The following is a 21,560-nucleotide window of genomic DNA, read 5'->3' on the forward strand; positions in this document are numbered from 1 at the left end:
CCGGGACCCGGCAGTTGCCCGAGGCAAGATGATTCGGTGGCTCAGCGCGTTCCGCTCAGGAGTTCGCGGGCCAGTGCCTGCCCCCACCATTCCTCGATGCGGTCGGGGGTCCAGCCGCGTTCGGTGGTGAGGGTGGTGTAGACGTCGATGTTGCAGATCGCCGCGTAGACATCGACGGCGGTCCGTAGGTCCAGGCCGGTGCGCAGGGTGCCGGACGGCCAGGACGAGAAGACCTGGATCCGGGTTTCGTCGCCGCGGGTGCGGCCGTCGCTGTAGGTCGTGGCGAGGTCGGGTTCGCTGCGGCCGCCCTCGCGAATCATCAGGATGACGTCGCCGGCGCGCTCGAACAGCCGCCGGTCGTAGGCGGCCATCGCCGTGAGCTGGCGCGCGGGGTCCGCCGCCGCGGCCTCGAGCTCGGCGACCATCTGCGGTGCGTCGGCGGCCAGATCGGCCGACTCGGCGACCGCCCGGGTCAGCCCGACCTTGTTGCCGTACGCCGCATAGACCGTGGGCACGGAGACTCCGGCCTCACGCGCCACCTCGCGCACGGTCGTGTCCGCCCAGCCCCGGGAGTCGAAGAGCCGACGGGCCGCGCGGGCGATCTCGGCCCGCGTCTCCATCGCCTGCGTCGTCCGGCGCAGCGAGTCGTAGCGCCGCCTGCTCTGCTCTGCGTCCATAACCTTCGTCTCGCTCCAAATTAACGCGACCTATAATCAATATATGACTAGTAAATCTAAATTGGCTGCTCCGGCCTTCACCCGGATCGGCGGCCTCGCCGCGATCGCCTTCGCCGCCCTGATCGTGCTCGCCAACGTGATCATGATCCCTGCCGGTCTGCCACTCACCGGCGCCGACATCGGCGAGGTCACCGCGTTCTTCGCCACCGAGCGCCTCGCTGTCGGCATCGGCTCCGCGCTCACCCCCGCCGCCTGGATCCTGGCCACCTTGTTCGGCGCCGGTGCGCTCGCCGCGCTGTGGCGCCTCGAGCGCGAGCGTCGCGAGGCGTGGTCATTGGCAGGGCTCACCGGCCTGGTCCTTCAGAACGTCACCTTCGCCGGAGTCGTCGCCACCCGCCTCGCCCTCACCTCGACTGCCTCGCACGACCGTTCGGCGACCACGGCTCTCTGGGCGTTGCACGATGCGCTGTTCACGCTCAACGGAACCTTTCTGGCGCTCGCCCTCGTCGGTCTGTCCATCGGCGGCCGGCGTACCGGCCTGATCCCTCCATGGCACGGCGTCCTCGGGTTGGTCGCCGCCGTGTTGCAGTTCAGCTCGGCCACGCTCGCCTACTGGGTGATCGGCAACGGTGGCGTCCTCGGCCTGCTCGGTCTCCTCGGATGGCTGATGTGGGTCGTCTGGCTCGTCGTGTACGGCGTCGTTCTGATCCGGCACGACCTCGAGACCCCTGGCCGGGTGAGGATCGCCGTGTGAACCTTCTGCACAGTCAGGTGTTTCTGCGTCCGCTCGAGTCGGCGGATGTGGCGACTTATGTGTCGTGGGGACGTGATCGGCGGTTCTGCGAGCATGCCGGGTGGACGGTGGATCTTCCGGACGCCGCGCTCGAGGCGCACTGGCGGGCGCTGGTCGAGCGGCCGAAGCCGGACCTTCTCCGGCAGGCGGCAGTCGCTGGTGACGACGTGATCGGGTACGTCGATCTGTTCGGAGCGGAGCCGGAGCGCCGGGAGCTGGGTTATGTCGTCGGGCCTTCCGGGCGTTGGGGACGTGGGTTGGGCGGGATCGTTGCGCGGCTCGGGGTCGAGTACGGGTTCGGCGTACTGGGGCTTCAGGAGATCTGGGCCGAGGCGGTGGATGCGAACCAGGCCTCTGTGCGGATCTTGGAGTCGCTCGGGATGACGGAGACCGGGCGTGGGCAGGACGAGACGTTCCTCGGGGTCGCTAGCTACTACCGGTGCTTCGTTCTCAGAAGACCGTGATGGATTACGGTGTGCGTCGAGCTGCGACGTACTAGGAGGTCCACGGGGTGCCGGATGTGTTCGCCGGACGGTTCGAGCTCCTCGACCCGATCGGGGTCGGTGGAGCAGGGACGGTGTGGCGGGCCTGGGACCGTCGGCAGGAGCGGCTGTGTGCGGCCAAGGTACTGCGGCAGCGGGATGCCGGTGCGCTGCTGCGTTTCGTCCGCGAGCAGGGCCGTCGGCTGGATCACCCGAACGTGCTCTCGCCGTACGGCTGGGCGGCCGACGACGACATGGCGTTGCTGGCGATGGACCTCGTCGGCGGCGGTTCGGTGGACAACCTTGTGGCGGATTTCGGACCGCTCCCGCCGCGGCTCGCCGCCGAGCTGTTGAGTCAGCTGCTCGGGGCGCTCGACAAGATCCACACCGCCGGGGTTCTGCACCGCGACGTGAAGCCCGCGAACCTGTTGCTCGAGACGACAGGTACCGAGCGACCGATGCTCCGGCTGAGCGACTTCGGGATTGCGATCGCGATGGGGGAGCCGAGGCTGACGGTTCACGGGACGGTCGTCGGCACGCCGGGTTATCTCGCTCCCGAAGTACTCGCCGGGGCCGCGCCCTCGCCGCGGCAGGACCTGTACGCCGCCGGCGTGACCGCGTGGCAGCTGCTCACCGGCGCCGAGCCACCCGAACGCGGATCCCTGCCGACACGGCCATCGGACGCTACCGACCCGATCTGGGACGTCGTCACCGATCTCACCCGCGCCGATCCCGCCACACGCCCAGAATCCGCAGCCGAAGCGCTCGCCGCCCTCGCCCCGTCGCTGGCGGAGCCGCTCGTGGTCCCCGCCCACACCCCCGACGGCGAAGTCATCGAGGTCTTCGACCACCTACCCGAGCAAGCCCCCGAGCGTCGGAAGGGCGGGCGGCGTACTGCGGTTGTTGTTGCCGCGGCTGTGATGGTTGCGGTGGTTGGGGGCGGGAGTGCGGCGGTGCTGGCGGTGTTCGATCCGCTGGGGGAATCGCCTTTGCCACCGGGGACTTCGGCGTCGCCGCTTGGCACGGGAGTATCCGAGACCGCGACGCCTGCGAGTTCTGCGACACGGTCTGCGGATCCGCAGATTCGGGCCGGGCAACCGTGCGGGTGGCAGGTGGCAGGTTCGGTTGAGAAGGCTGCTGACGGCACTCGGGTTGAGTGCCGTCAGCAAGGATCGTCCTACCTGTGGGTGAAGACGAATTAGGAGTGGGTGAAGATCAGTTGAGTGGGCGGCGGTTGCGCAGGATCAGGGCGATCGCGACGCCCGCCACCGCGAGCAGTCCGGCGGCCCCTCCGATCACCCAAGGAAGCGCGGAGCTGGAGTCGTCCGAGGTCGCCGTACCGTCGATCGGACCGCTCGCTGTCCCGGAGCCGTTCTCCGGCGAGGAGGACGGCGAACTGGTGGGCGTTTCGCTCGGCGTCGCCTCGGGCGTGCTGCCCACCGCGTTGTACTCGGGTCCGTTGACCTTGGTCCCCGCGACCGCCAGGTCGATCTTGACCGGTACGCCGCCCGCTCCGTCGGCCGCACCGAGCTTGACCATGATGTAGTACCAGCCGTCGACGCCCATCTTCCGGATGTCGGCGGCGCCGCCCTCGCGGTTCAGGTACATCACGCGCGTCGTCGCAATCGGCTTGCCGTTGGACGGCAGCGTCATCGTGTTCCCGGTGTACGCCGTGGTGTCGCTGTCGATCTCGTCCCGCACCGGGTTGAACAGCGACGTTGCGACGTTGACGGTCTCCCCGTCAGGCACCCCGCCGTACGTGATCCGGTACGCGAGCCCCTGACCCCAGTCCAGCTTGACCCGGTAGAACAGTTGCTCGCCGTAGTACACCGTCTCGGCGTACCGGCCGGGACCGGCCAGCGTGGTGGCCTCGTTGAACGACCCGCCGCCGCGGACCGCCAGACCGGCGCCGGCCGGCTGTCCCGCGAACTCGACGCGCGCGGCCTGCTCAGGATCGCCCTTCCCGCCGGTGACCGGCGGCTCGACCCGGACCAGCAGCTCGACCGGCACGCGGTCGGTGCCCTTGTTGTCGCGCGTGAGCCGCAGTGTGTAGCGGCCCGCTTCGTCACAGGTCCTGCTCTGGCTGGTGCCGTCCGCCAGTTCGTCCCAGCGCAGCACGGTGCTCAGGCTCCCGCCGTCGGCCTTGGCGCGGGTGTTGAGTTGCCGTTCGCGCTTGTTGCAGTCGGCGCCGCCCGGGCCGGTGATGCGGATGTCCAGCGCTTCGACGTCGCGGACGTTGCCGCGCGGGAAGATCGCGGTACCGGCGAAGTACAGCGTCTCGCCGTCCTTCAGATCGACTGTGTAGAAGCGTTCTTCCTGCGAGTTGAGGGTGTCGACGTACTGCCCGGGCGCGACCAGCGGCGCCGTCGTCGGGTCGTTCGTCCCGGCGACCGGCTTGCCGATCGGTTCGTAGTGTCGCAGCGCCTTCTCGGTGACGCGTCCGAGCACGCCGGTCAGCGTGCCGGCGTCATCGGCGTCGTGGTACGTGCCGCCGGTGGTCTGCGCGATACAGGCGAGCTGCGCGCGGGCGGCGGCGCCGACCCGGAAGCCGATGGTGTGAACGTGCAGGTCGATGCCCTGCCGGTGCAGCTCTTTCGCGACCTCGCACGGCTGCGGCGGTGCGCAGGTGTCCTCGCCGTCGGAGACCAGCACGATCGAGCGCTGCCCTTCCGCGGGAAGTTGCGCCGCGGCGGTCCGCAACGACTGGCCGATCGGGGTGTAGCCGCGCGCCTGGGCCCGGTTCACCGCGGCCTTGAGCGCCGGCTTGTTCACCGCGCCGACCGGCTGGACCACCTGCACGTCGCGGCAGCCGGCGGTCTTCTCGGACCCTGCCGATCCGGTGCCTGCTCCGTAGACGGTGAGCCCGACCCGGGCCTGGGCCGGAAGCCCGTCGACCATCGAGGAGACGGCGCGCTTGGCGGCGTCCATCCGGGTCCCCGGGCCGCCGGCGTCCCGCGCCTTCATCGACCCGGACGAGTCCAGCACGACCATCACCGGCGAGTACGGGTCGGCGGCCGGGGTCGCGGCTGCGTTTGCAGACGTTAACGCGATGGCGAGCCCGACTACGGTCAGCAGTGCAGCGCGGCGTATCATTGCTAACTCCCAGTGTTTGCAGATCAGAACGAGATTGACCCTAGCGTTTGCATTTGTGATTTGCAACCGCAAAGCCCTCGGAGGAACAGTGACCGACGCGCACACCCGCAACGTCGAGCGGCAGATCGAGTGGTACGGCGAACCGCTCGGCGACCGGTTCGGCCGGCTGCTGGCGCGCCTCGGGCTCTCGCAGGCGCAACTCGCCGGAGTACTGGGACTCTCGGCGCCGATGCTGTCGCAGCTGATGTCCGGTCATCGGTCGAAGATCAGCAGTCCCGCGGTGCTCTCCCGGCTGCTGCACCTGGAAGCCATGGTCGGCGACGCCACGTGGGACGAGCTCCCGCCGGAGGAGCAGTCGCGCCGGCTCGCCGACGTACGGGCGGCCGAACGTTCCACGCTGACCATGGTGACGACCGAGGCCCCGCCCGCCGCCGGCAGTGCGCCTGCCTGGCCGCAGCAGGCGGGGGATCCGGTGACGGTGATCCAGGACGTACTGCGGGCCGTGGCGTCGGCCGCCGAACTCGAAGCCGCCGCCCACCTCCTCGAGCAGGACCACCCCGACCTGGCGGAGGCCCTCCGCGTCTTCGGCACCGGCCGCACCCCAGACGCCCGCGCGTACTACTCCCGTCTCGTGCGATAGCTCAGGCCAGCGCGAGATCGTTGACGAAGCTGTCCGACCAGTCGGAGAGCGTCGGCAGGCGTTCGGACCAGATCTTGGTGCGCGGTGTTCCCGCCGTACCGGGCTGGGCGTCGTCGGGCCAGTAGCCGATCATCGAGCGCAGCGTGCCGACGTGCTCGGCGAAATGGTCGTCCACGCGGACGATCGTGGCGACGCGGGCGGCGCCCAGGCGGGCGATGACCTCGGGCTCGCGGAACACGGTCCCGAGCGCGCCGCCGAGGTTGGCCAGCTGGGAGTCGCAGGGATGGGCCGTCACCGGCTCGGTGATCACCAGGGTGTGGGTGTCGGGGAGGTACCACCCGTGGCGCTCGGCGATCCGGTAGAGCTCGGTCAGCCTGGTCCGCAGGTGCGGCGTGGTGGCGAGTCCGGTGCCGGCGTCCTCGCAGGAGGAGGCGTGCAGGTACGTGAGCGTGCACTCGGTCCAGCTCTGGCACAACGCCCGGATCGCCTCGAACGACGGCTCCTCGCCGGCCGCCGAATACGTTTTCCGCAGTACGTCGAGGGCCGCCGTCAACGGAACCTCGCGCTCTGCCAACCGCCGCCCCGCCGCGGCTGCGTGCGGGACCGGATCCGATCCGCCCGCCAGCGCCTGAAGCAGCGGGCGGAACACCGTCTCGTGGCTCGGCCCGCGCAGCCGATGCCGCCCTCGCGTCGTTGGATCCGGTTCTTGCAGCAGCTTGTCGATCACCATGGCGGGTCCCCGTTATGACTACCGATCGTGGTCGCCCACCTGGCCGGCGGGCGACTCGTACGCCCTGAGACGCTCGCCCCGCCGATCCATGACGCGGAATTCAGGATCTGGTGGCCGTGGCGGCGTGGAGGAGGCGTTTTGGCCACTCGGGGTCGTTGCTCTGAGCGATCGGATACCCGGAGGCCCAGGGGCCTTCCCAGTGCACCTCGATGCCCGGATTGTGGATGCCGGTGCCGTCCGGGAGGAAGAGGTGTGGGCTGCCCTGGACGGCATCGGTGACGGCGATGGCATGGTCGCCCATCACCGCGGATCGTGCCCTGCCGTCGTCGAGGGCAGCGGCGAGTTCCGTGGCGTCGACCGATGCGACGTCGGTCGCGATCTCGAGGATGGTCTGCCGGTGACCGATCGGCCGGGACTCGAACCAGAAGCCTCGACGAAGTGCCGCGTCGAGATCTTCCGAAGCCTGCAGGCCCTGGGCCTTGGCGGCATGGACGGCCTCGGCGGCGAGCAGCACGGTCGACGGGTAGGTCCAGTCGGGCTGGGTCCACAGCCGGAACCCGATCTCCGGCGCGAGCTGGCCGAGTCCCACCGCCTCGCTGTCCGTCCCCGGCCGGGAGTGCGGACCGTTGAACAGCTCCAGCGCGAATGTGTGGTGGTCCAGCCGCACCACCCCGTCCAGCCCGAGCTCGGCCCGAGTTGTCCGGAGCCGGTGAATCGCGACCTGCGCGAACGGGCACAGCAGGTCCGACCAGACCTGAATTGTCCCGGGTGCGACGTTCACGCGTCCTCCTGGTGGTCGCTGCCGGTGGGGTTGCTGGTGAACTGCTCCGGCGTGATCAGCACCGCCGTACGCCGATCCGCCACCATCTCCCGGTCGTACGCCTCCAGATCCGGATGTACGCCGCCGGCCGCGTGGTAGATGTCCCGCAGCAGCACGCGCAACCGCTCCGCGTCGATCCCTTCCAGCGCATCGTCCGGCCCGGCCAGCTCGACAGAACCGCTCACGCCGATCCACTCCCACTCCGCGCGGAACACCAGCGTCGCGTGCGGCGTCCGCCGTAGGTGCGCGAGCTTCGCCGTCCGCCCCCGTGCGACGAAGGCGACCGCGGGCTCGCCGGTCACCGGGTGGTCGATCACGCCGGCGTTCACCACCGACGCGGCCGGCTCGCCGGACCGTCGCTGGGTGATGGCTACGGCGAGGAAGTGGTCCCGCTGCCCGAGTTCGTTGATCCGGTCGAGTCCGGCGCGTGTCTCCATGCGGCGACGTTAACGGACTGCGGTCCGTTTCTCAAGGCAGTGGCGGCCAGAGTTGTGGCTGGATTGCCGGGTCCGTGTAGTCGGGGTCGGGGTTGTTGCGGGCGAGGAGATCGTTCGAGTGTGAGGATCCGGGGCGCCAGCGGTTGTCGAGCGGCTGGAGGTGGATCGCGAGCGACCGGCGGGGCGCGTTCGAGAGGTTGGCCGAGCTCCCGTGCACGGTCCGGCAGTGGTGGAAGCTGACCTGGCCGCGCTTCATCCGCGGGACGAACGGGGCCGGGTCGTAGCCCTGGGCGACGATCGACGCCTGCAGGCCGGCGGAGTCCTGCGAGAAGAAGTCGAGCCCGGTGACGGACCAGCGATGGCTACCGGGCATGAACCCCACCGCACCGTTCACCTCGTCCACGTCGTGGAACCCGACCCACGCGGTCAGCATCTCGTCCGACGTGCACGACTGCCAGTACTGCCGGTCCGTGTGCCAACCGACTGTGGCCGAACCGCCCGGCGGCTTGAACAGCAGTTGGTCGTGCCACAGCCGGATCCCGTCCGCCCCGGACAACGCGGCCGCCGTCGCGCCGATCGCCGGATGCCGAACCAGCGCGGCCAGTTCGTCGACCCGCAGCGACGAGTAGTCGTTCTTCCGCAGTACGTAGCCGTCCGCCGGCCGCCAGCCGCGCGTCGCCGGTATGTCGGGCAACGCCCGATCGTGATCGTCCGCGTAGAACCGTTCCATGCCGCGCTCGGCCGCATCCAGTACGTCGTCGGGCACGATCACGGGTGAGATCCAGTAACCGTGCTCGCGGTAGAAGGCAATGTCGTCAGCGTCCATGCCCCTCAACCTACGAAGCGCTCGACCGCCGTGGCGTTGCCGATGTTCAGGCAACTGGACACAATCTTCAGGTGTCCCTCCATCGGCCCAGCGGCCTGCGCGCCGGCTTCCACGCCGACGGATTCGCACCGGGCAGCGGCCTGTTGCACGCCGGCGAGCAGTGGGTGCCCGAGCAGTTCCTGATCGAGCCGCACGACCACCCGGTCTGGGAGATCTACCTGCAGCAGCACGGCACCACGCACTGGGTCGCCGGCGGCGAGAGTTACGCACTACGTCCAGGGCACCTGTTCGCCGTACCGCCCGGAGTCATCCACCACCTCGCGGGTCGATCCGGCAATCACCACTTCTATTTCGCCGCGGTCGACCTTGAGGTGGTCGGCACGCGCCACCCGGGACTCAGGATGCCGCGGACCGTCGTCCATCGAGAGGCCGGCGAGCTCACGTACGCGTTCGCGCAGTTGGTCCGCGAGCTGACCACGCGGTACGAGTACGCCGAGACGGGGCTCGCGCTCGCGGTGGACCATCTGGTGCTCGCGTTCTCCCGGTCGCTGGCGCCGGCCGCCGTACCGCAGCTCGCGATGCATCCCGCCGTACGGACGGTGAAACGCCTGCTCGACCAGGAGTTCCACGAGCGCTGGACGTTGACGGAGCTGGCGGACCGCGTCGGGCTCGCGCCGGCGTACCTGGCCGAATTGTTCGCCGGTGAGCTCGGCCAGCCGCCGCACCGCTACCTCAACGAACGCCGGATCGACCGCGCCCGCCAACTCCTCGAAACCAGCGACGTGACCGTCACCGCGCTCGCGCTGAGCCTCGGCTTCAGCTCCAGCCAGCACTTCGCGCGGGTGTTCCGCCAGTTCACCGGTGCCACTCCGACCGCTTTCAGATCGTCGCGATCGCGGTGACGCCGAGCGCGATCCCGACCAGATAGGTGCCCAGGGCACCGATATCGCGGAGTGGGCCGTGCGCCGCGAGTGTGGCGGACCGCAGCATGCCGATCGCGTGCGTGAACCGGACGGCGACGGCCGCGACGGCGAGGACGTCGATCAGCCTGCTGTCGGACAGCGCCGAGCAGACCAGTAGCAGCACGATCATCGTCGGGATGTACTCGGCCGCGTTGCCGTGCGCGCGGACCGCGATCAGCAGCCGGTCGGTCGGGTCGGTCGGCTGCTGGTTGCCGCCGCCGCGGAGCGCCCGGTTCCGGGTGACGTTGGCGCCGAGCAGGAACAGCAGGATGCCCAGCAGGGCCATACAGACAACGGTGATCGTGCTCATACCAGTGCTCCCTTGAACAGACTGCTGACGATGGTGTGGCTGAGGTTGGTCCCGAGCAGGGCGTCGGTCTTGTGCATGCCGCCGGGACAGGTGACATTGACCTCGATCAGCCGGCCGTCGATCACGTCGAGACCGGCGATCGCCAGGCCGTGCTTGCGCAGCACCGGTCCGAGGACGCCGACGATCGCGCGGTCGTCGTCGTCGATATCGGCCGGTGCGACCGGCGGCCCGATCCGGAAGTCGTCGGCGGCCGGGCGCCGCAGGACCGCGCCGACGATCTCGCCGTCCAGCAGGAACAGCCGCTTGTTGCCCTGCGCAACTGTCGGCAGGAACTGCTGGGCGATCACGTGCCGCCGCCCGCCGTGCGTGGCCGATTCCAGTAACGCGATCGCGCTCCGGTCGTCCCGCACGAGCCAGACGCCGATCCCCGCGAACCCGTCGACCGGCTTCACGACCGCCGTGCCCACCCTCCGCACGAACGACCGCAGCGCCTGCGGATCGGCACCGACGTATGTCGGCGGGCACAGCTCGGGGAATTGCAGCGCGACGAGCTTCTCGTGCATCGCCCGGATCCCCTCCGGCCGGTTGATCACCCGCGTACCGGCTTGTTCGACGAGGTCGAGCAGGTACGTCGTGTGCAGGTACCGCGCGTCGACGGGCGGATCGATCCGCAGGTGAACCACCTCGAACGACGCGACGTCGACGACCGCGGTACCGAGCTCGTCCCACCAGGTCGAGTCCACGATCCACCGATGATCGCCACCGGCGACCCGCGGCCGCAGCCGGATCCGCCGGGCTTGCGCGCACACCCGCCCGTCGACGACCGCGAGTTCTTCCGGACCACAACACCAGACGTCGAGTCCGAGGTCCTGCGTCGCACTCATCAGCCCGATGCCGGCGTCGATCTCGCCCTGCAGACCAACCAGGGGATCGGTGACGAACAGAACGCCGCTCATGCCGCCATCTCCTCCTCCAGTTCGCCGGCCGCTGCCGCGCGCCACAGCTCTGCGGAACGAGACCCTTCGAGCGCGCGCAGTACGTCGCGTCGGCGCACGTCGTCGTACATGAGCTGCCTGAGTACGCCGACCGCTCGCTCGACCGCGTCCGGTTCAAGCGCGTCGAGGAAACGCACCTCGAGATACGCCCCGCGCGGGCGAACGGGTGGGAACAGGGTGCTCAGGTGCCCGACCGGCCCGTCGACGAAGACGGTCGCGGCCGCGGCGAAGGCGGCGTACGACGCGACCGGGTCCTCGTCGCGCAGCAGGCTGTCGTCGAAGGCGGTCCGTCCCGGGTCGACCGCCAGCCAGGTCGCGAGCCGGTCGCTGCGATTGAAGCGGGCCGCGAGGAACGGACCGGCGAGGTTCAGGACCCGCCACTGCTCGATGCCGGCCCGCCCCGGCCACCAGTCCAGACAGATCTGGGTGGACGCGGTACGGCGCATCATCCGTCGCCCCGCCGGCCCGATGCGGTCGAAGTGCCGTTGCATCGCGACGTACCGTGCCGAGGTCAACTGCAACGGCACGTCCTGCCGCGGGTCGACCGGGATTGCCCGCAGTGTGATCCCGCCCAGCCGGCGCCGGAGGTCGGCCGTCAACGAACGCAGATCGCCGAGCGGATCGAGCGACGGCGGCAGGCTCAGTTCGAGCTGTCCGCCGGGTTCGAAGCTGAGGTACGGCGCCGCGGGCGACCCCTCCGCCGCTCGCCGCAGCTCCTCGATCGGTACCACGCGTCCATCGGCCGCGGCGACGACGTACTCCTGCTCGATCGCGACCCGGACCGTCCGCCGACGCCCCCGCGCGAACAGACCGGCCACCACCGGGTGCAGCTGCCTGGTCTCCATCGACCCCTCCTGATACCGTAAGGATTCCTGTCGAAATATTGGAAGGTATCCTTACGACATGTCAAGGCCTCAGATGCCGCGGCCTGATCGCAAGCCGCTGATCGCGCTGGTCGACCGCGCCAATCGCGCGCTGCAGACCGATATGGTTCGGCGCGCCCACGCCGACGGCCACGCCGAGGTGAAGATGGCCCACAACTCGGTCTTCGGCACCCTGCACTCCGGTGGCGCGCGGGCCGCGGACATGGCGGTTCGGGCCGGGATCACCCGGCAGTCGATGGGTGAGGTGATTCGCGACATGGTCGCCCTCGACATGCTGGAGATGAAGGCCGACCCGAACGACGGCCGGGCCAAGGTGGTCGACTACTCCGAGCACGGACGGTCGGTGGCGGGTGACGGGTTCCGGCATCTGATCGAGCTGGAGCGGCGGTTCGAGGAGGAATTCGGCGAGCAGGAGTACGAAGTGGTCCGCGATGTCCTGGCCCGCCTGGTCGACGTCCTCGACCGCTTCGCCGCCGAGGAGGATCAGGTTTCGTCGTCGGCCGGGGGCAGCGTCGGGTAGTCGCCGATCGGGTAGAGGCCGACCGTGAAGCCGTACGTCGTGTCGCCGGCGCGGGGGAGCTGGTCGAAGGTGTGGATCAGTGCGTCCACCTGCTGCCAGAACTCGGCGGCCCGCTCCTCGGGAATGCGGGCGTGCCGGATGAACGAGCGCATCTGACCCGCGTCGTACGCCGGTTTCGACTCCTCGGCCGCGACCTCGAAATCGTTGAAGTCGTGCGGCAGTTGCCCGTGGTCGCCCTGCCGGCCGAGGCCGACGAAGAACATCCGCGCGGCGCGCCCGTAGAACCGTTCCTCGATCGCCCGCACCCGCCGGGTCCGGACCACCTGCAGGATGCCGGCGTCGGCGAGCACCTTCACGTGGTGCGCGACCGTGCTCTTCGGCCGCCCGACCGCGGTGGCCAGCTCCGTCACCGTCGCCGCCCGCTCGTGGAGCAGCCCGAGAATCGTCGTCCGGAGCGGATCACTGATCGCCCGCACCTGCTCCGCGGTGGTCAGCTCGACGGTGTCCGCGAGTTCGTAGTCGGGGACCTTGTTCGGCATGGTTCGAATAGACTAGCATCGCCGATTGTTCGAGATATTTGGATCATTGGAGCTGATGATGGCCGAGGTCGTGCTGTACCACCACTCACAGGGGCTGACCGACGGGGTGAAGGCGTTCGCCGACGAGCTCCGGCAGGCGGGCCACACCGTCCACACGCCGGACCTGTACGAGGGCAACACCTACGCGACGCTCGAGGAGGGGATGGACTACGCGCGGACCACCGGCTTCGGCGTCGTCGCCGAGCGCGGCGTCCAGGCGGCGCAGAGCCTGCCCGAGAACGTGGTGTACGCCGGGTTCTCGCTCGGCGTGGTGCCCGCGCAGCAGCTGGCGCAGACGCGTCCCGGTGCCGCCGGCGCGCTCTTCTACTACTCGTGCCTGCCCGTAGAGGAGTTCGGCGCCTGGCCGGACGGCGTACCGGTGCAGGTGCACGGCATGGACGAGGACCCGTTCTTCACCGAGGAAGGCGGCGACCTGGACGCTGCCCGCGCCCTGGTCGCCGCCGTCGATGAAGCCGAACTCTTCCTCTACCCCGGCAAGGAGCACTTGTTCGCGGACTCATCCCTCCCGGGTTACGACGAGGCCGCCGCCAAACTCCTCCTCCAGCGCACCCTCGACTTCCTCTGAACCTTTGCGGGTGGGGATGAAGGAGGCGATGGCCAGGGCGGTTAGTGCGGCGCCGGCGCCGATCAGCAGGACGACCCGGAAGCCACTCTGCGAAGGCAGGGTGTAGCCGCCCAGGCTGATCGTGAGGTTCGCGAGGATCACGCCCGCGACCGCGCTGGACACCGACGTCCCGATCGACCGCATCAGGGTGTTGAAGCTGTTCGCGGCGGCGGTCTCCGAGACCGGTACCGCGCTCATGATCAGCGCGGGCATCGCGCCGTACGCCAGGCCGATGCCCGCGCCGATCAGCAGCGACACCAGTACGAGCTGCCAGACCGAGCTCATCAGCACGCTGCCCACGCCGTACCCGGCCGCGACCACGAGCGCGCCGAGCATCAGCGTCACCTTCGGGCCGCGGGTCTTCGAGATCTTCGCCGAGAACGGTGCGGCGACCAGCATGATCAGACCCGACGGGCCCATCACCAGACCTGACGCGAGCATGGACTGCCCGAGTCCGAAACCGGTTGCCTTGGGCATCTGCAGCAACTGCGGCAGCACCAGCGACATCGCGAACATCGCGAAGCCGAACACCATCGACGCCAGGTTCGTCAGCAGCACCTGCGGACGCGCGGTCGTACGCAGGTCGACGAGCGGCTCGGTGGTACGGCGCTCCCACCAGCCCCAGGCCAGCAACGCCACGACCGCGAGCGCGAACAGGCCGAGCGTCCGGCCGCCGGTCCAGCCCCAGCTCGCGCCCTGAGAGATGGCCAGCAGCAACGAGATCAGGCCGATCGACAGTCCGAGCCCGCCGAGCAGGTCGAACCGGCCGCCGGAGCGCACCGCCGACTCCGGGACGAACCGCAGGACCAGCCCGAAGACGATCAAGCCGAGCCCGGCCGACAGCCAGAACAGCGTGTGCCAGTTGAAGTTCTCGGCGAGCAGCGCTGCCAGCGGCAGGCCGAGTGCGCCGCCGACGCCGAGGGACGCACTCATCTGCGCGACCGCCGTACCGACCTTCTCGGAGGGCAGCTCGTCGCGCATGATGCTGATGCCGAGCGGGATCACGCCCGCGGCCAGGCCCTGCAACGCGCGGCCGGCGATCATCGGCACCAGTGAGCTGCTGAGCGCGGCGACGACCGAGCCCGCGATCAGCATGCCGATGCTGATCAGCAGCATCCGGCGCTTGCCGTACATGTCGCCGAGGCGGCCCATGATCGGGGTCGCGACCGCGGCGGCGAGCAGCGTGGCGGTGATCGCCCAGGCGGTCCCGGCGGCCGAGGCGTGCAGCAGACGCGGCAGCTCCGGGACGAGCGGGATCACCAGGGTCTGCATCAGGGCGACCGTGATACCGGCCGAGGCGAGCACCGGCACGACGGCACCGGTACGCACGGTGGGAGTTGCGGACATCAGCAGCCTCCTGGGCTGAGATAGATAGTTGGTTTGTGCAACCATAATGGTAAGTCAGGCAGTTGACTTAAACAAGTCGGCGAGGCAAGCTGGGAGAGAAACCACTCGGAGGTGATGGCCTGTGACCGATAGTGATCAGCTCGTGAACTACCCGATCCCGCCTGTCGATGCGATCGAACCGCCACCGGAGTGGGAGCAGCTCCGGCAGCAGTGCCCGGTGGCGCACGTCCGGCTCCCCAGCGGCGACCAGGCCGCCCTGCTCACCCGGTACGACGATGTTCGCCAGGTGCTGTCCGACGCGCGGTTCGCCCGGACCGCCGAGGGAGCGGCCCGCGTCTCGGCCGAGGGCGCCGGCGTGTTCGACAAGCGGCGTCCCGGCGTACCGCAGTCCGCGGACGGGCATCAGCGGTGGCGGCGGATGATCACCAAATGGTTCACGGCCAAGCGGATGGCGGCGCTGCGGCCCTCGATCGAGGCGATGGCCGACGAACTCGTCGACGCGATGATCGCGGGCGGGAAACCCGCGGACCTGAAGGCGAATCTCGGTTTCCCGTTGCCGGTCTGGGTGATCTGCGAGCTGCTCGGCGTACCGGCGTCGGACCGCGAGCGGTTCTCGTACTGGTCCGACACGTTCCTCAACCTGAGTCGCTACACGGCCGCTGACATGGAGGCCGCGCAGGCCGAGTTCACGGCGTACATGACCGGTCACGTCGTGGCCAAGCGGGCGGAGCCGGGCACCGATCTGCTCAGCGATCTGATCACCGGCACCGACTCGGCCGGGGAGCGCTTGAGCGACGACGCGCTCGTCTCCACCGGTATGGGTCTGCTGATCGCCGGGCACGAGACGACCACCAACATGATCGGCAAGATGATGGCGATGCTGCTCGCCGACCGCGGCCGCTGGGAGCAGCTGCTCGCGGAACCCGAGCTGGTCCGCACCGCCGTCGAGGAAGCCTTGCGGTACGACGCGAACGCCGGGTTCGGCATGATCCGGTATGTCTCGGAGGAGCTCGAACTGTCCGACGGCGTACTGCCCGCGGGGACGACCGCGATCTGCAGCATGGCCTCGGCGAACCGGGACGAGCGGATCTTCACCGAGGCCGCGGACATGGATCTGACCCGCAGCCCGAACGTGCACCTGGCGTTCGGGGCGGGGCCGCACTCCTGCATCGGTCAGTCGCTGGCGCGGACCGAACTGCAGGTCGTTCTGGAAGTGTTGTTGCGCCGGCTGCCGACGTTGGCGCTGGCGGTACCGCCGGCCGAGTTGCCGCTCGTCGAGGGGCTGCTCGTCGGTGGGCTGCGGGAGGTAAGGGTGATCTGGTGATGATGATGGCGAAAGATGTCCGGGCGATCCGGGTGAACGCGACCCGCGAGCTGATCCTGACCACGGCGGAGCGGATGTTCGCCGAGCGCGGTGTGCACGAGGTGTCGAACCGGCAGATCAGCGAGGCTGCCGGACAGGGCAACAACACCGCGGTCGGGTACCACTTCGGGACCAAGACCGATCTGGTGCGCGCGATCGTCCGCAAACACGCGGAGCCGGTCGAGGCGCGCCGCCGGGAGCTGCTCGCGGAGCTCGGCGCCGAACCGGACGTGCGCGACTGGGTCACGGTCCTGGTCCGGTCGGCGACCGATCACATGGGCAGCCTCGGGACGTCGTGCTGGCTCGCGCGGTTCAGCGCGCAGCTGATGAACGACCCGGCGCTGCGGGAGATCCAGCTCCAGGAGTCGCGAAACTCGCCGTCGCTGCAGCGTGTCGTCGACGGTCTCGCCGACAGGCTCGCGGACCTTCCGGAGCCGGTGCGGATCGAGCGCGGTGACATGGCGCGGCACCTGATCATCCAGATGACGGCCGAGTTCGAGCTCGCGCTGGCCGAGGGCCGACCGACCGCGCGGGCGACGTGGGAGGAAATGGCCGACGGTCTGATCGACGGGATCGTCGGGCTGCTGACCGCGCCGGTCACTTCATGAGTGTGCTCGTGGTGGGTGCCTCGGCGGCCGGGTTGACGACCGTGGAAGCCCTGCGGCGTCAGGGCTTCCGGGATCCGATCACGGTGCTCGGGGCCGAGTGGCATCCGCCGTACGACCGGCCGCCGCTGTCCAAGCAGTTCTTGTGCGGCGACTGGGACGAGGCGCGAACGCGGCTGCGCCCGGAGGCGATGTTGTCGGCGCTGGACGTCGACTTCGTGCTCGGCGATCCTGCGGTCGGTCTTGACGGTCGCACCGTACGAACCGCGTCGGGCCGCGAGCTGTCGGCCGACACGGTGGTGATCGCCACCGGTCTCACGCCGCGCCGCTTGCCTGGCCCGGAGCTCGAGGGCGTGCATGTACTGCGGACGCTCGACGACGCCGCTGCCCTGCGCAAAGACCTGACCGAGGCAGCCCGTGTCGTGGTCGTTGGTGACGGTGTGCTGGGCGCCGAAGTTGCTGCGACGGCTCGCAAGTTGGGGCTCGCCGTCACGCTCGCCGGGCCTCAAGCCGTACCGCTGGAAGCTCAGCTCGGTGCTGTCATCGGGGGATTGCTAGGCGAGTTGCACATGGCCGAAGGCGTCGAGCTTCGGCTCGGTACGGCGGTGACCGGGCTGACGGACGTTGACGGTCGCGTGAGCGGCGTACTGCTGGCTGATGGCGAGGTACTGCCGGCTGATGTTGTGGTTGTCGCGCTGGGGGCGGAACCTGCGACCGGGTGGTTGGACGGCAGCGGGCTGACGATCGACAACGGGATCGTGTGTGATGCCTTCTGTCGTGCGGCCGACGGGGTCTACGCGGCCGGTGACGTGGCGCGTTGGCAGTGCGGGGATTCCCTGCTCCGGTTGGAGAATCGGACCAATGCCACCGAGCAGGCGTTGTGCGTCGCGGCCAACATCCTGGGCGCGGCACAGCCGTACCGCCCGATCCCGTACTTCTGGACCGACCAGTTCGGCACCAAGATCCAGGTCCACGGCCGGCCGTCCGCCGACGCCGCCGTGACGATTGCCGAAGGCAACGTTGCGGACCGGTTCGTGGCGCACTACCGCCGGGACGGCCGGATCGTCGGCGTCCTCGGCTGGAACGCACCGAAACAGACCCGCCTGCACCGGGAGCACCTGGTGCACGCGTAAAGACCTCTCTGGGGAAGGACTTTGCATGACTACTCCTGTCTATCCGATGACCCGGGCACCGGGTTGCCCGTTCGATCCGCCGCCGAAGCTGCGCGAACTGCAGGAGGAGGCGCCGCTGGTCAAGGTCGACGTCTTCGGCAAGGCAGCCTGGCTCGTGACGCGGTACGACGACCAGCGCGCGCTGCTCGCGGATCCGCGGCTGAGCTCCGACGTCAGCAAACCCGGATATCCGAGCCCGACCGGCGAGCCGCCGCGGAAAGACGGCGTCGGCATCGGGTTCATCCTGATGGACGACCCGGAGCACGCGCGGCTGCGCCGCATGGTGACCGCGCCGTTCATGATCAAGCGCATCGAGGCGATGCGGCCCGGGATCCAGAAGCTCGTGGACTCGCTGATCGACGACCTGCTGGTCGGGCCGAACCCGGTCGATCTGGTCGAGGCGTTCGCGTTGCCGGTGCCGTCGCTGGTCATCTGCCAGTTGCTCGGGGTGCCGTACGCGGAGCACGACTTCTTCCAGCAGAACAGCAAGCTGCTGATCAAGATGTCGGCGACGCCGGAGGAACGCGCGACGGCACACGGCAACCTCGCGTCGTATCTGGACAACCTCGTGGGCGAGAAGCTCGAGAATCCCGGCGACGACCTGCTGTCCGGGTTGACCGAGCGCGTCAAGACCGGTGAGCTGACCCGGCAGGACGCGGCCGGGATGGGCGTGCTGCTGCTCCTCGCGGGGCATGAGACCACCGCGAACATGATTGCCCTCGGCACCCTCGCGTTGCTGGAGCACCCGGAGCAGCTCGCCGTACTGCAGGAGACGGACGACCCGAAGGTGGTGGCCGGCGCCGTCGAGGAACTGCTGCGGTACCTGAACATCACCCACAGCGGCCGCCGGCGCGCGGTGCTCGAGGACCTCGAGCTGCACGGGCAGGTGATCAAGGCCGGTGAAGGGATCATCTTCCCGAACGACATCGGCAACCGGGACCCGTCCGTGTTCGAGGACCCGGACACGCTGGACCTGCACCGGGACGCGCGGCGGCATGTGGCGTTCGGGTTCGGCGTCCATCAATGCCTCGGGCAACCGTTGGCGCGGCTCGAGCTGCAGGTCGTCTACAGCACGCTCTACCGCCGGATCCCGACGCTGCGCCGGGCCGTCCCGCTGGACGAGATCCCGTTCAAGCACGACGGCGCCGTGTACGGCGTCTACTCGCTCCCCGTCACCTGGTGAAAGGCCACCTCATGAAGATCATCGTCGACCAGGACAAGTGCGTCGCGTCCGGCCAGTGCGTCACCGCGGCCGCCGACGTGTTCGACCAACGGGACGAGGACGGGATCGTCGTCCTCCTCACCGACAACCCGTCCGAGGACCTGAGTGCCGACGTACATCAGGCCGCGGCCGTCTGCCCGGCGCTGGCGATCGTCGTCGAGGACTGATCAGCTGAAGTCTGCGACATGCCGGTCGGCCCAGGCGCGGAAGCTGCCCGCGGGCCGGCCGGTGACGTCCTGGACGGTTGTCGTGACGAGGTCGGAGGCGGGGCGGTTCTGGGCGCTGCCGATGAGCGCTTCGACGAGTGCCGGCGGGCGACCGTCCGCGAGCAGTTGGGCGCGCGCGTCGTCGAACGGTGTCGCGTCGAACCTCAGTTCGCGACCGAGCGCCTCGCCGAGGATCCGCACCTGATCGGCTCGGCTGAGTACGTCGGGACCGGTCAGGGTGTAGGTCGTGCCGGGCCGCGAATCACGCAGTACGGCGGCAGCGACCGCGGCGATGTCCGCGGGGTCGATCACCGCGGTGACGGCGCTGTCCGGTCCGCGTACGACGTCACCGGCCTGCAACTGACCCGCCCAGCCGAGCGCGTTGGACGCGAACGTGTCAGCGCGCAGGATCGTCCACTCCAGGCCTGACGCCTGCACGGCGGTCTCCAGATCGGCGTGCAGCCGCGTGATCGGGTCCGTGTCGGCCCCGAACCGGACGGCCGACGAGGACAGATAGACAACCTTTTGTGCGTGCTCCGCGATCTTCGGCAGGAGTGTGCGCGCACCCTCGGACGTGAGAAACGGCCAGACCAGGAAGACGGTGTCGACGCCTTCCAGGTCGAGCGTCTCGGGACGGGCGAGATCGGCGCCGGACGAGCGGTCCAGGGTCCGCGCCTCCGGTAACAGCGCGTGGAGTTCGCGCCCGACGTTTCCCGTTGCGCCAGTCAAGAGGATCACCTAGTCGGCAACCTGCCCCGGCACTGTCGGTATTCCCCGCTACAGTGCTGAAGATGATCAACGGAGCGCATGTGATCATCTACACGACCGACGCCGACGCGGACCGTGCCTTCTTCCGGGACGTGCTCGAGTACCCGTCGGTGGACGCCGGCCACGGCTGGCTGATCTTCAAACTGCCACCGGCCGAGGTCGCCCTGCATCCGGCGGAGGCGGGGTCGCACGAGCTGTTGCTGATGTGTGACAACCTCGAGCAGACGATGGCGGATCTGTCGGCACGGGGCGTGGAGTTCGTGCGACCGGTCGAGCGGCAGCCGTGGGGAGTGCTGACGTCGTTCCGGTTGCCGGGCGGGGGTGAGGTCGGCCTGTACGAGCCGCTGCACGAGCGGGCGCATGATCTCTGAGTTCCGGATCGCGGTGCCGGACGCGGAGCTCTTGGACCTGCGTGAGCGGCTGGAACGGATTCGTTGGCCCCGGCAACTACCTGGCGGCTGGGAACGTGGGGTGCCGGTCAGCTATGTGCAACGAGTGGCCGAGCGGTGGACGACGTACGACTGGCGGGCCTGGGAAGCACGACTCAACGAGTATCCGCAGTACACGACCGAGATCGACGGGCAGACGATTCACTTCCTGCATGTGCGATCACCTGAGCCCGACGCGCTGCCGTTGGTGCTGACGCACGGTTGGCCGGGGTCCGTCGCCGAGTTCCTCGACGTCCTCGGGCCGTTGACCGATCCGGCGGCGTACGGCGGTGATCCGCGCGACGCGTTCCACGTCGTCGCGCCGTCCGTGCCCGGGCACGGGTTCTCGGTGCCGCTGACCCCAGGCTGGAACCACGAGCGGATCGCCCGCGCGTGGGCGGAGCTCATGCGCCGCCTGGGGTACGAGCGGTACGGCGCGCAAGGCGGTGACACCGGATCGGTCGTCTCGCCCCTGGTGGGACAGGTGGATCCGGCGCACGTGGTCGGCGTACACATCAATGGGGGACTGGCCTATCCGGCGCTCGAACCGGGCGATCGTTCCGCTTTGACCGCGGTCGAACGCGAGCGCCTCGCGGCGGCCGAGAGGTTGCGCGCGGTCGGCACCGGGTACGCCGATCTGCAGGGGACCCGGCCGCAGACGGTCTCGTACGCGTTGAGCGATTCACCGGTTGGGCAACTGGCCTGGATCCTCGAGAAGTTCTGGGAATGGACCGACCCGGCGCGCGACCTCCCCGAGGACGCGGTAGACCTCGATCACCTGCTGACGGACGTCTCCATCTACTGGTTCACCAACACCAGCGCCACCTCCGCCAACCTGTACTACGAGAACCGCTCAGATGCGACCGAAGTACGCCCAGGTGTGCCGACCGGCGTAGCAGTCTTCCCCACCGACCCAGCCATCCGCCGCGTCCTAGAACGCCGGCACCACATCATCCATTGGTCGGAATTCCCCCGAGGCGGCCACTTCGCCGCCCTCGAAGCCCCCACCGTCCTCGTCAACGACATCCGAACCTTCTTCCGCCTGGTCCGGTAGGCGGCGCGGCCGCATCCCGAGAG

At 69.3% G+C, this 21,560-nt stretch carries 26 protein-coding genes; 14 read left to right on the forward strand and 12 right to left on the reverse strand.

The window, feature by feature from the left end:
* Positions 1-41 precede the first annotated feature (41 nt).
* Complete coding sequence (locus tag E0H92_RS23165; RefSeq protein WP_131460203.1) at positions 42-677, reverse strand: TetR/AcrR family transcriptional regulator; 636 nt, start codon at positions 675-677, stop codon at positions 42-44.
* A gap of 43 nt (positions 678-720) precedes the next feature.
* On the opposite strand from E0H92_RS23165, the gene E0H92_RS23170 reads away from it, so the two are divergent.
* The 3 genes from E0H92_RS23170 to E0H92_RS23180 are packed head-to-tail and all read left to right on the forward strand — an operon-like array spanning position 721 to position 3,154.
* Complete coding sequence (locus E0H92_RS23170) at positions 721-1,431, forward strand: hypothetical protein (protein WP_202873781.1); 711 nt, start codon at positions 721-723, stop codon at positions 1,429-1,431.
* Positions 1,428-1,934, forward strand: a complete 507-nt coding sequence (locus tag E0H92_RS23175; protein ID WP_165549928.1) for a GNAT family N-acetyltransferase — start codon at positions 1,428-1,430, stop codon at positions 1,932-1,934. The genes E0H92_RS23170 and E0H92_RS23175 overlap by 4 nt, the downstream gene beginning before the upstream one ends.
* Positions 1,935-1,981: 47 nt before the next feature.
* Entirely contained in the window at positions 1,982-3,154 is a 1,173-nt protein-coding gene (locus tag E0H92_RS23180) for a serine/threonine-protein kinase (RefSeq protein ID WP_131497697.1), read from the forward strand.
* Between the two features lie 13 nt (positions 3,155-3,167).
* Here the strand turns inward: E0H92_RS23180 and E0H92_RS23185 are convergent, their stop codons facing one another.
* Entirely contained in the window at positions 3,168-5,045 is a 1,878-nt protein-coding gene (locus E0H92_RS23185; protein WP_131497698.1) for a vWA domain-containing protein, read from the reverse strand.
* Between the two features lie 88 nt (positions 5,046-5,133).
* On the opposite strand from E0H92_RS23185, the gene E0H92_RS23190 reads away from it, so the two are divergent.
* Positions 5,134-5,685, forward strand: coding sequence for a helix-turn-helix domain-containing protein (locus tag E0H92_RS23190; RefSeq protein ID WP_131460200.1), 552 nt, complete (start codon positions 5,134-5,136; stop codon positions 5,683-5,685).
* Between the two features lies 1 nt (position 5,686).
* On the opposite strand, the gene E0H92_RS23195 is transcribed toward E0H92_RS23190, so the two are convergent.
* From E0H92_RS23195 to E0H92_RS23210, 4 genes are all read right to left on the reverse strand, one after another.
* A complete protein-coding gene (locus E0H92_RS23195) occupies positions 5,687-6,415 on the reverse strand; it encodes a hypothetical protein (RefSeq protein WP_131497699.1) in 729 nt (242 codons plus the stop codon).
* Between the two features lie 100 nt (positions 6,416-6,515).
* Complete coding sequence (locus E0H92_RS23200) at positions 6,516-7,196, reverse strand: DsbA family oxidoreductase (protein WP_131497700.1); 681 nt, start codon at positions 7,194-7,196, stop codon at positions 6,516-6,518.
* Complete coding sequence (locus E0H92_RS23205) at positions 7,193-7,672, reverse strand: pyridoxamine 5'-phosphate oxidase family protein (RefSeq protein ID WP_131497701.1); 480 nt, start codon at positions 7,670-7,672, stop codon at positions 7,193-7,195. Before E0H92_RS23205 ends, E0H92_RS23200 begins: the two co-directional genes overlap by 4 nt.
* Before the next feature lie 31 nt (positions 7,673-7,703).
* Positions 7,704-8,498: a phytanoyl-CoA dioxygenase family protein gene (locus E0H92_RS23210; RefSeq protein ID WP_131497702.1), complete on the reverse strand. Its 795-nt coding sequence runs from the start codon at positions 8,496-8,498 to the stop codon at positions 7,704-7,706.
* A 71-nt stretch (positions 8,499-8,569) separates the two neighbouring features.
* Between E0H92_RS23210 and E0H92_RS23215 the strand changes: the two genes are divergently transcribed.
* The gene (locus E0H92_RS23215; protein WP_165549929.1) at positions 8,570-9,400 is read left to right on the forward strand and encodes a helix-turn-helix transcriptional regulator; all 831 of its coding nucleotides are present in this window, start codon (positions 8,570-8,572) and stop codon (positions 9,398-9,400) included.
* Here E0H92_RS23215 and E0H92_RS23220 read toward each other — a convergent pair.
* Genes E0H92_RS23220 through E0H92_RS23230 form a run of 3 tightly spaced genes read right to left on the reverse strand, consistent with a single transcriptional unit; the run spans position 9,378 to position 11,610 of the window.
* Positions 9,378-9,770 carry an MAPEG family protein gene (locus tag E0H92_RS23220; protein ID WP_131497704.1) on the reverse strand — a complete coding sequence of 131 codons (393 nt, stop codon included), beginning with the start codon at positions 9,768-9,770 and terminating at the stop codon, positions 9,378-9,380. The two genes, E0H92_RS23215 and E0H92_RS23220, sit on opposite strands and share 23 nt — an antisense overlap.
* A complete protein-coding gene (locus E0H92_RS23225) occupies positions 9,767-10,726 on the reverse strand; it encodes an ATP-grasp domain-containing protein (protein ID WP_131497705.1) in 960 nt (319 codons plus the stop codon). The genes E0H92_RS23220 and E0H92_RS23225 overlap by 4 nt, the downstream gene beginning before the upstream one ends.
* Positions 10,723-11,610, reverse strand: coding sequence for a glutamate-cysteine ligase family protein (locus E0H92_RS23230; RefSeq protein WP_131497706.1), 888 nt, complete (start codon positions 11,608-11,610; stop codon positions 10,723-10,725). Before E0H92_RS23230 ends, E0H92_RS23225 begins: the two co-directional genes overlap by 4 nt.
* 58 nt (positions 11,611-11,668) lie before the next feature.
* Between E0H92_RS23230 and E0H92_RS23235 the strand changes: the two genes are divergently transcribed.
* Positions 11,669-12,169 carry a MarR family winged helix-turn-helix transcriptional regulator gene (locus E0H92_RS23235; RefSeq protein ID WP_131497707.1) on the forward strand — a complete coding sequence of 167 codons (501 nt, stop codon included), beginning with the start codon at positions 11,669-11,671 and terminating at the stop codon, positions 12,167-12,169.
* Here the strand turns inward: E0H92_RS23235 and E0H92_RS23240 are convergent.
* On the reverse strand, positions 12,133-12,708 hold the full coding sequence (locus E0H92_RS23240) for an ArsR/SmtB family transcription factor (RefSeq protein ID WP_131497708.1): 576 nt from the start codon (positions 12,706-12,708) through the stop codon (positions 12,133-12,135). The two genes, E0H92_RS23235 and E0H92_RS23240, sit on opposite strands and share 37 nt — an antisense overlap.
* Positions 12,709-12,733: 25 nt before the next feature.
* Between E0H92_RS23240 and E0H92_RS23245 the strand changes: the two genes are divergently transcribed.
* Positions 12,734-13,333 (forward strand): dienelactone hydrolase family protein, encoded by a 600-nt coding sequence (locus E0H92_RS23245; RefSeq protein WP_238173552.1) that lies wholly within the window; start codon positions 12,734-12,736, stop codon positions 13,331-13,333.
* Here E0H92_RS23245 and E0H92_RS23250 read toward each other — a convergent pair.
* Entirely contained in the window at positions 13,265-14,719 is a 1,455-nt protein-coding gene (locus E0H92_RS23250) for an MFS transporter (protein WP_131497709.1), read from the reverse strand. The genes E0H92_RS23245 and E0H92_RS23250 overlap by 69 nt on opposite strands.
* A gap of 121 nt (positions 14,720-14,840) precedes the next feature.
* On the opposite strand from E0H92_RS23250, the gene E0H92_RS23255 reads away from it, so the two are divergent.
* The 5 genes from E0H92_RS23255 to E0H92_RS23275 are packed head-to-tail and all read left to right on the forward strand — an operon-like array spanning position 14,841 to position 19,248.
* Complete coding sequence (locus tag E0H92_RS23255) at positions 14,841-16,043, forward strand: cytochrome P450 (RefSeq protein WP_131497710.1); 1,203 nt, start codon at positions 14,841-14,843, stop codon at positions 16,041-16,043.
* Positions 16,044-16,048: 5 nt separating this feature from the next.
* Positions 16,049-16,690: a TetR/AcrR family transcriptional regulator gene (locus E0H92_RS23260; RefSeq protein WP_238173553.1), complete on the forward strand. Its 642-nt coding sequence runs from the start codon at positions 16,049-16,051 to the stop codon at positions 16,688-16,690.
* The gene (locus tag E0H92_RS23265; RefSeq protein WP_131497711.1) at positions 16,687-17,820 is read left to right on the forward strand and encodes an NAD(P)/FAD-dependent oxidoreductase; all 1,134 of its coding nucleotides are present in this window, start codon (positions 16,687-16,689) and stop codon (positions 17,818-17,820) included. The genes E0H92_RS23260 and E0H92_RS23265 overlap by 4 nt, the downstream gene beginning before the upstream one ends.
* Positions 17,821-17,845: 25 nt before the next feature.
* The gene (locus tag E0H92_RS23270) at positions 17,846-19,042 is read left to right on the forward strand and encodes a cytochrome P450 (protein ID WP_131497712.1); all 1,197 of its coding nucleotides are present in this window, start codon (positions 17,846-17,848) and stop codon (positions 19,040-19,042) included.
* 11 nt (positions 19,043-19,053) lie between these two features.
* Positions 19,054-19,248, forward strand: a complete 195-nt coding sequence (locus tag E0H92_RS23275) for a ferredoxin (RefSeq protein ID WP_131497713.1) — start codon at positions 19,054-19,056, stop codon at positions 19,246-19,248.
* Here the strand turns inward: E0H92_RS23275 and E0H92_RS23280 are convergent, their stop codons facing one another.
* Complete coding sequence (locus E0H92_RS23280; protein ID WP_202873783.1) at positions 19,249-20,025, reverse strand: Rossmann-fold NAD(P)-binding domain-containing protein; 777 nt, start codon at positions 20,023-20,025, stop codon at positions 19,249-19,251.
* Between the two features lie 53 nt (positions 20,026-20,078).
* Here E0H92_RS23280 and E0H92_RS23285 point away from each other — a divergent pair, with 53 nt between their 5' ends.
* Together E0H92_RS23285 and E0H92_RS23290 are read left to right on the forward strand one after the other, a co-directional pair.
* Entirely contained in the window at positions 20,079-20,426 is a 348-nt protein-coding gene (locus E0H92_RS23285) for a VOC family protein (RefSeq protein WP_131497715.1), read from the forward strand.
* Complete coding sequence (locus E0H92_RS23290) at positions 20,416-21,537, forward strand: epoxide hydrolase family protein (RefSeq protein WP_131497716.1); 1,122 nt, start codon at positions 20,416-20,418, stop codon at positions 21,535-21,537. The genes E0H92_RS23285 and E0H92_RS23290 overlap by 11 nt, the downstream gene beginning before the upstream one ends.
* Positions 21,538-21,560: the final 23 nt, after the last annotated feature.

This window comes from Kribbella speibonae, from assembly GCF_004331375.1.
Lineage (GTDB): Bacteria > Actinomycetota > Actinomycetes > Propionibacteriales > Kribbellaceae > Kribbella > Kribbella sindirgiensis.

Bases quoted from the DNA above. Each gene is read 5' to 3' on its own strand.
- E0H92_RS23165 (WP_131460203.1), bottom strand. From the start codon at position 677: ATGGACGCAGAGCAGAGCAGGCGGCGCTACGACTCGCTGCGCCGGACG.
- E0H92_RS23170 (WP_202873781.1), top strand. From the start codon at position 721: ATGACTAGTAAATCTAAATTGGCTGCTCCGGCCTTCACCCGGATCGGC.
- E0H92_RS23185 (WP_131497698.1), bottom strand. From the start codon at position 5,045: ATGATACGCCGCGCTGCACTGCTGACCGTAGTCGGGCTCGCCATCGCG.
- E0H92_RS23195 (WP_131497699.1), bottom strand. From the start codon at position 6,415: ATGGTGATCGACAAGCTGCTGCAAGAACCGGATCCAACGACGCGAGGG.
- E0H92_RS23205 (WP_131497701.1), bottom strand. From the start codon at position 7,672: ATGGAGACACGCGCCGGACTCGACCGGATCAACGAACTCGGGCAGCGG.
- E0H92_RS23210 (WP_131497702.1), bottom strand. From the start codon at position 8,498: ATGGACGCTGACGACATTGCCTTCTACCGCGAGCACGGTTACTGGATC.
- E0H92_RS23220 (WP_131497704.1), bottom strand. From the start codon at position 9,770: ATGAGCACGATCACCGTTGTCTGTATGGCCCTGCTGGGCATCCTGCTG.
- E0H92_RS23225 (WP_131497705.1), bottom strand. From the start codon at position 10,726: ATGAGCGGCGTTCTGTTCGTCACCGATCCCCTGGTTGGTCTGCAGGGC.
- E0H92_RS23230 (WP_131497706.1), bottom strand. From the start codon at position 11,610: ATGGAGACCAGGCAGCTGCACCCGGTGGTGGCCGGTCTGTTCGCGCGG.
- E0H92_RS23235 (WP_131497707.1), top strand. From the start codon at position 11,669: ATGTCAAGGCCTCAGATGCCGCGGCCTGATCGCAAGCCGCTGATCGCG.
- E0H92_RS23240 (WP_131497708.1), bottom strand. From the start codon at position 12,708: ATGCCGAACAAGGTCCCCGACTACGAACTCGCGGACACCGTCGAGCTG.
- E0H92_RS23250 (WP_131497709.1), bottom strand. From the start codon at position 14,719: ATGTCCGCAACTCCCACCGTGCGTACCGGTGCCGTCGTGCCGGTGCTC.
- E0H92_RS23260 (WP_238173553.1), top strand. From the start codon at position 16,049: ATGGCGAAAGATGTCCGGGCGATCCGGGTGAACGCGACCCGCGAGCTG.
- E0H92_RS23265 (WP_131497711.1), top strand. From the start codon at position 16,687: ATGAGTGTGCTCGTGGTGGGTGCCTCGGCGGCCGGGTTGACGACCGTG.
- E0H92_RS23270 (WP_131497712.1), top strand. From the start codon at position 17,846: ATGACTACTCCTGTCTATCCGATGACCCGGGCACCGGGTTGCCCGTTC.
- E0H92_RS23275 (WP_131497713.1), top strand. From the start codon at position 19,054: ATGAAGATCATCGTCGACCAGGACAAGTGCGTCGCGTCCGGCCAGTGC.
- E0H92_RS23285 (WP_131497715.1), top strand. From the start codon at position 20,079: ATGATCAACGGAGCGCATGTGATCATCTACACGACCGACGCCGACGCG.
- E0H92_RS23290 (WP_131497716.1), top strand. From the start codon at position 20,416: ATGATCTCTGAGTTCCGGATCGCGGTGCCGGACGCGGAGCTCTTGGAC.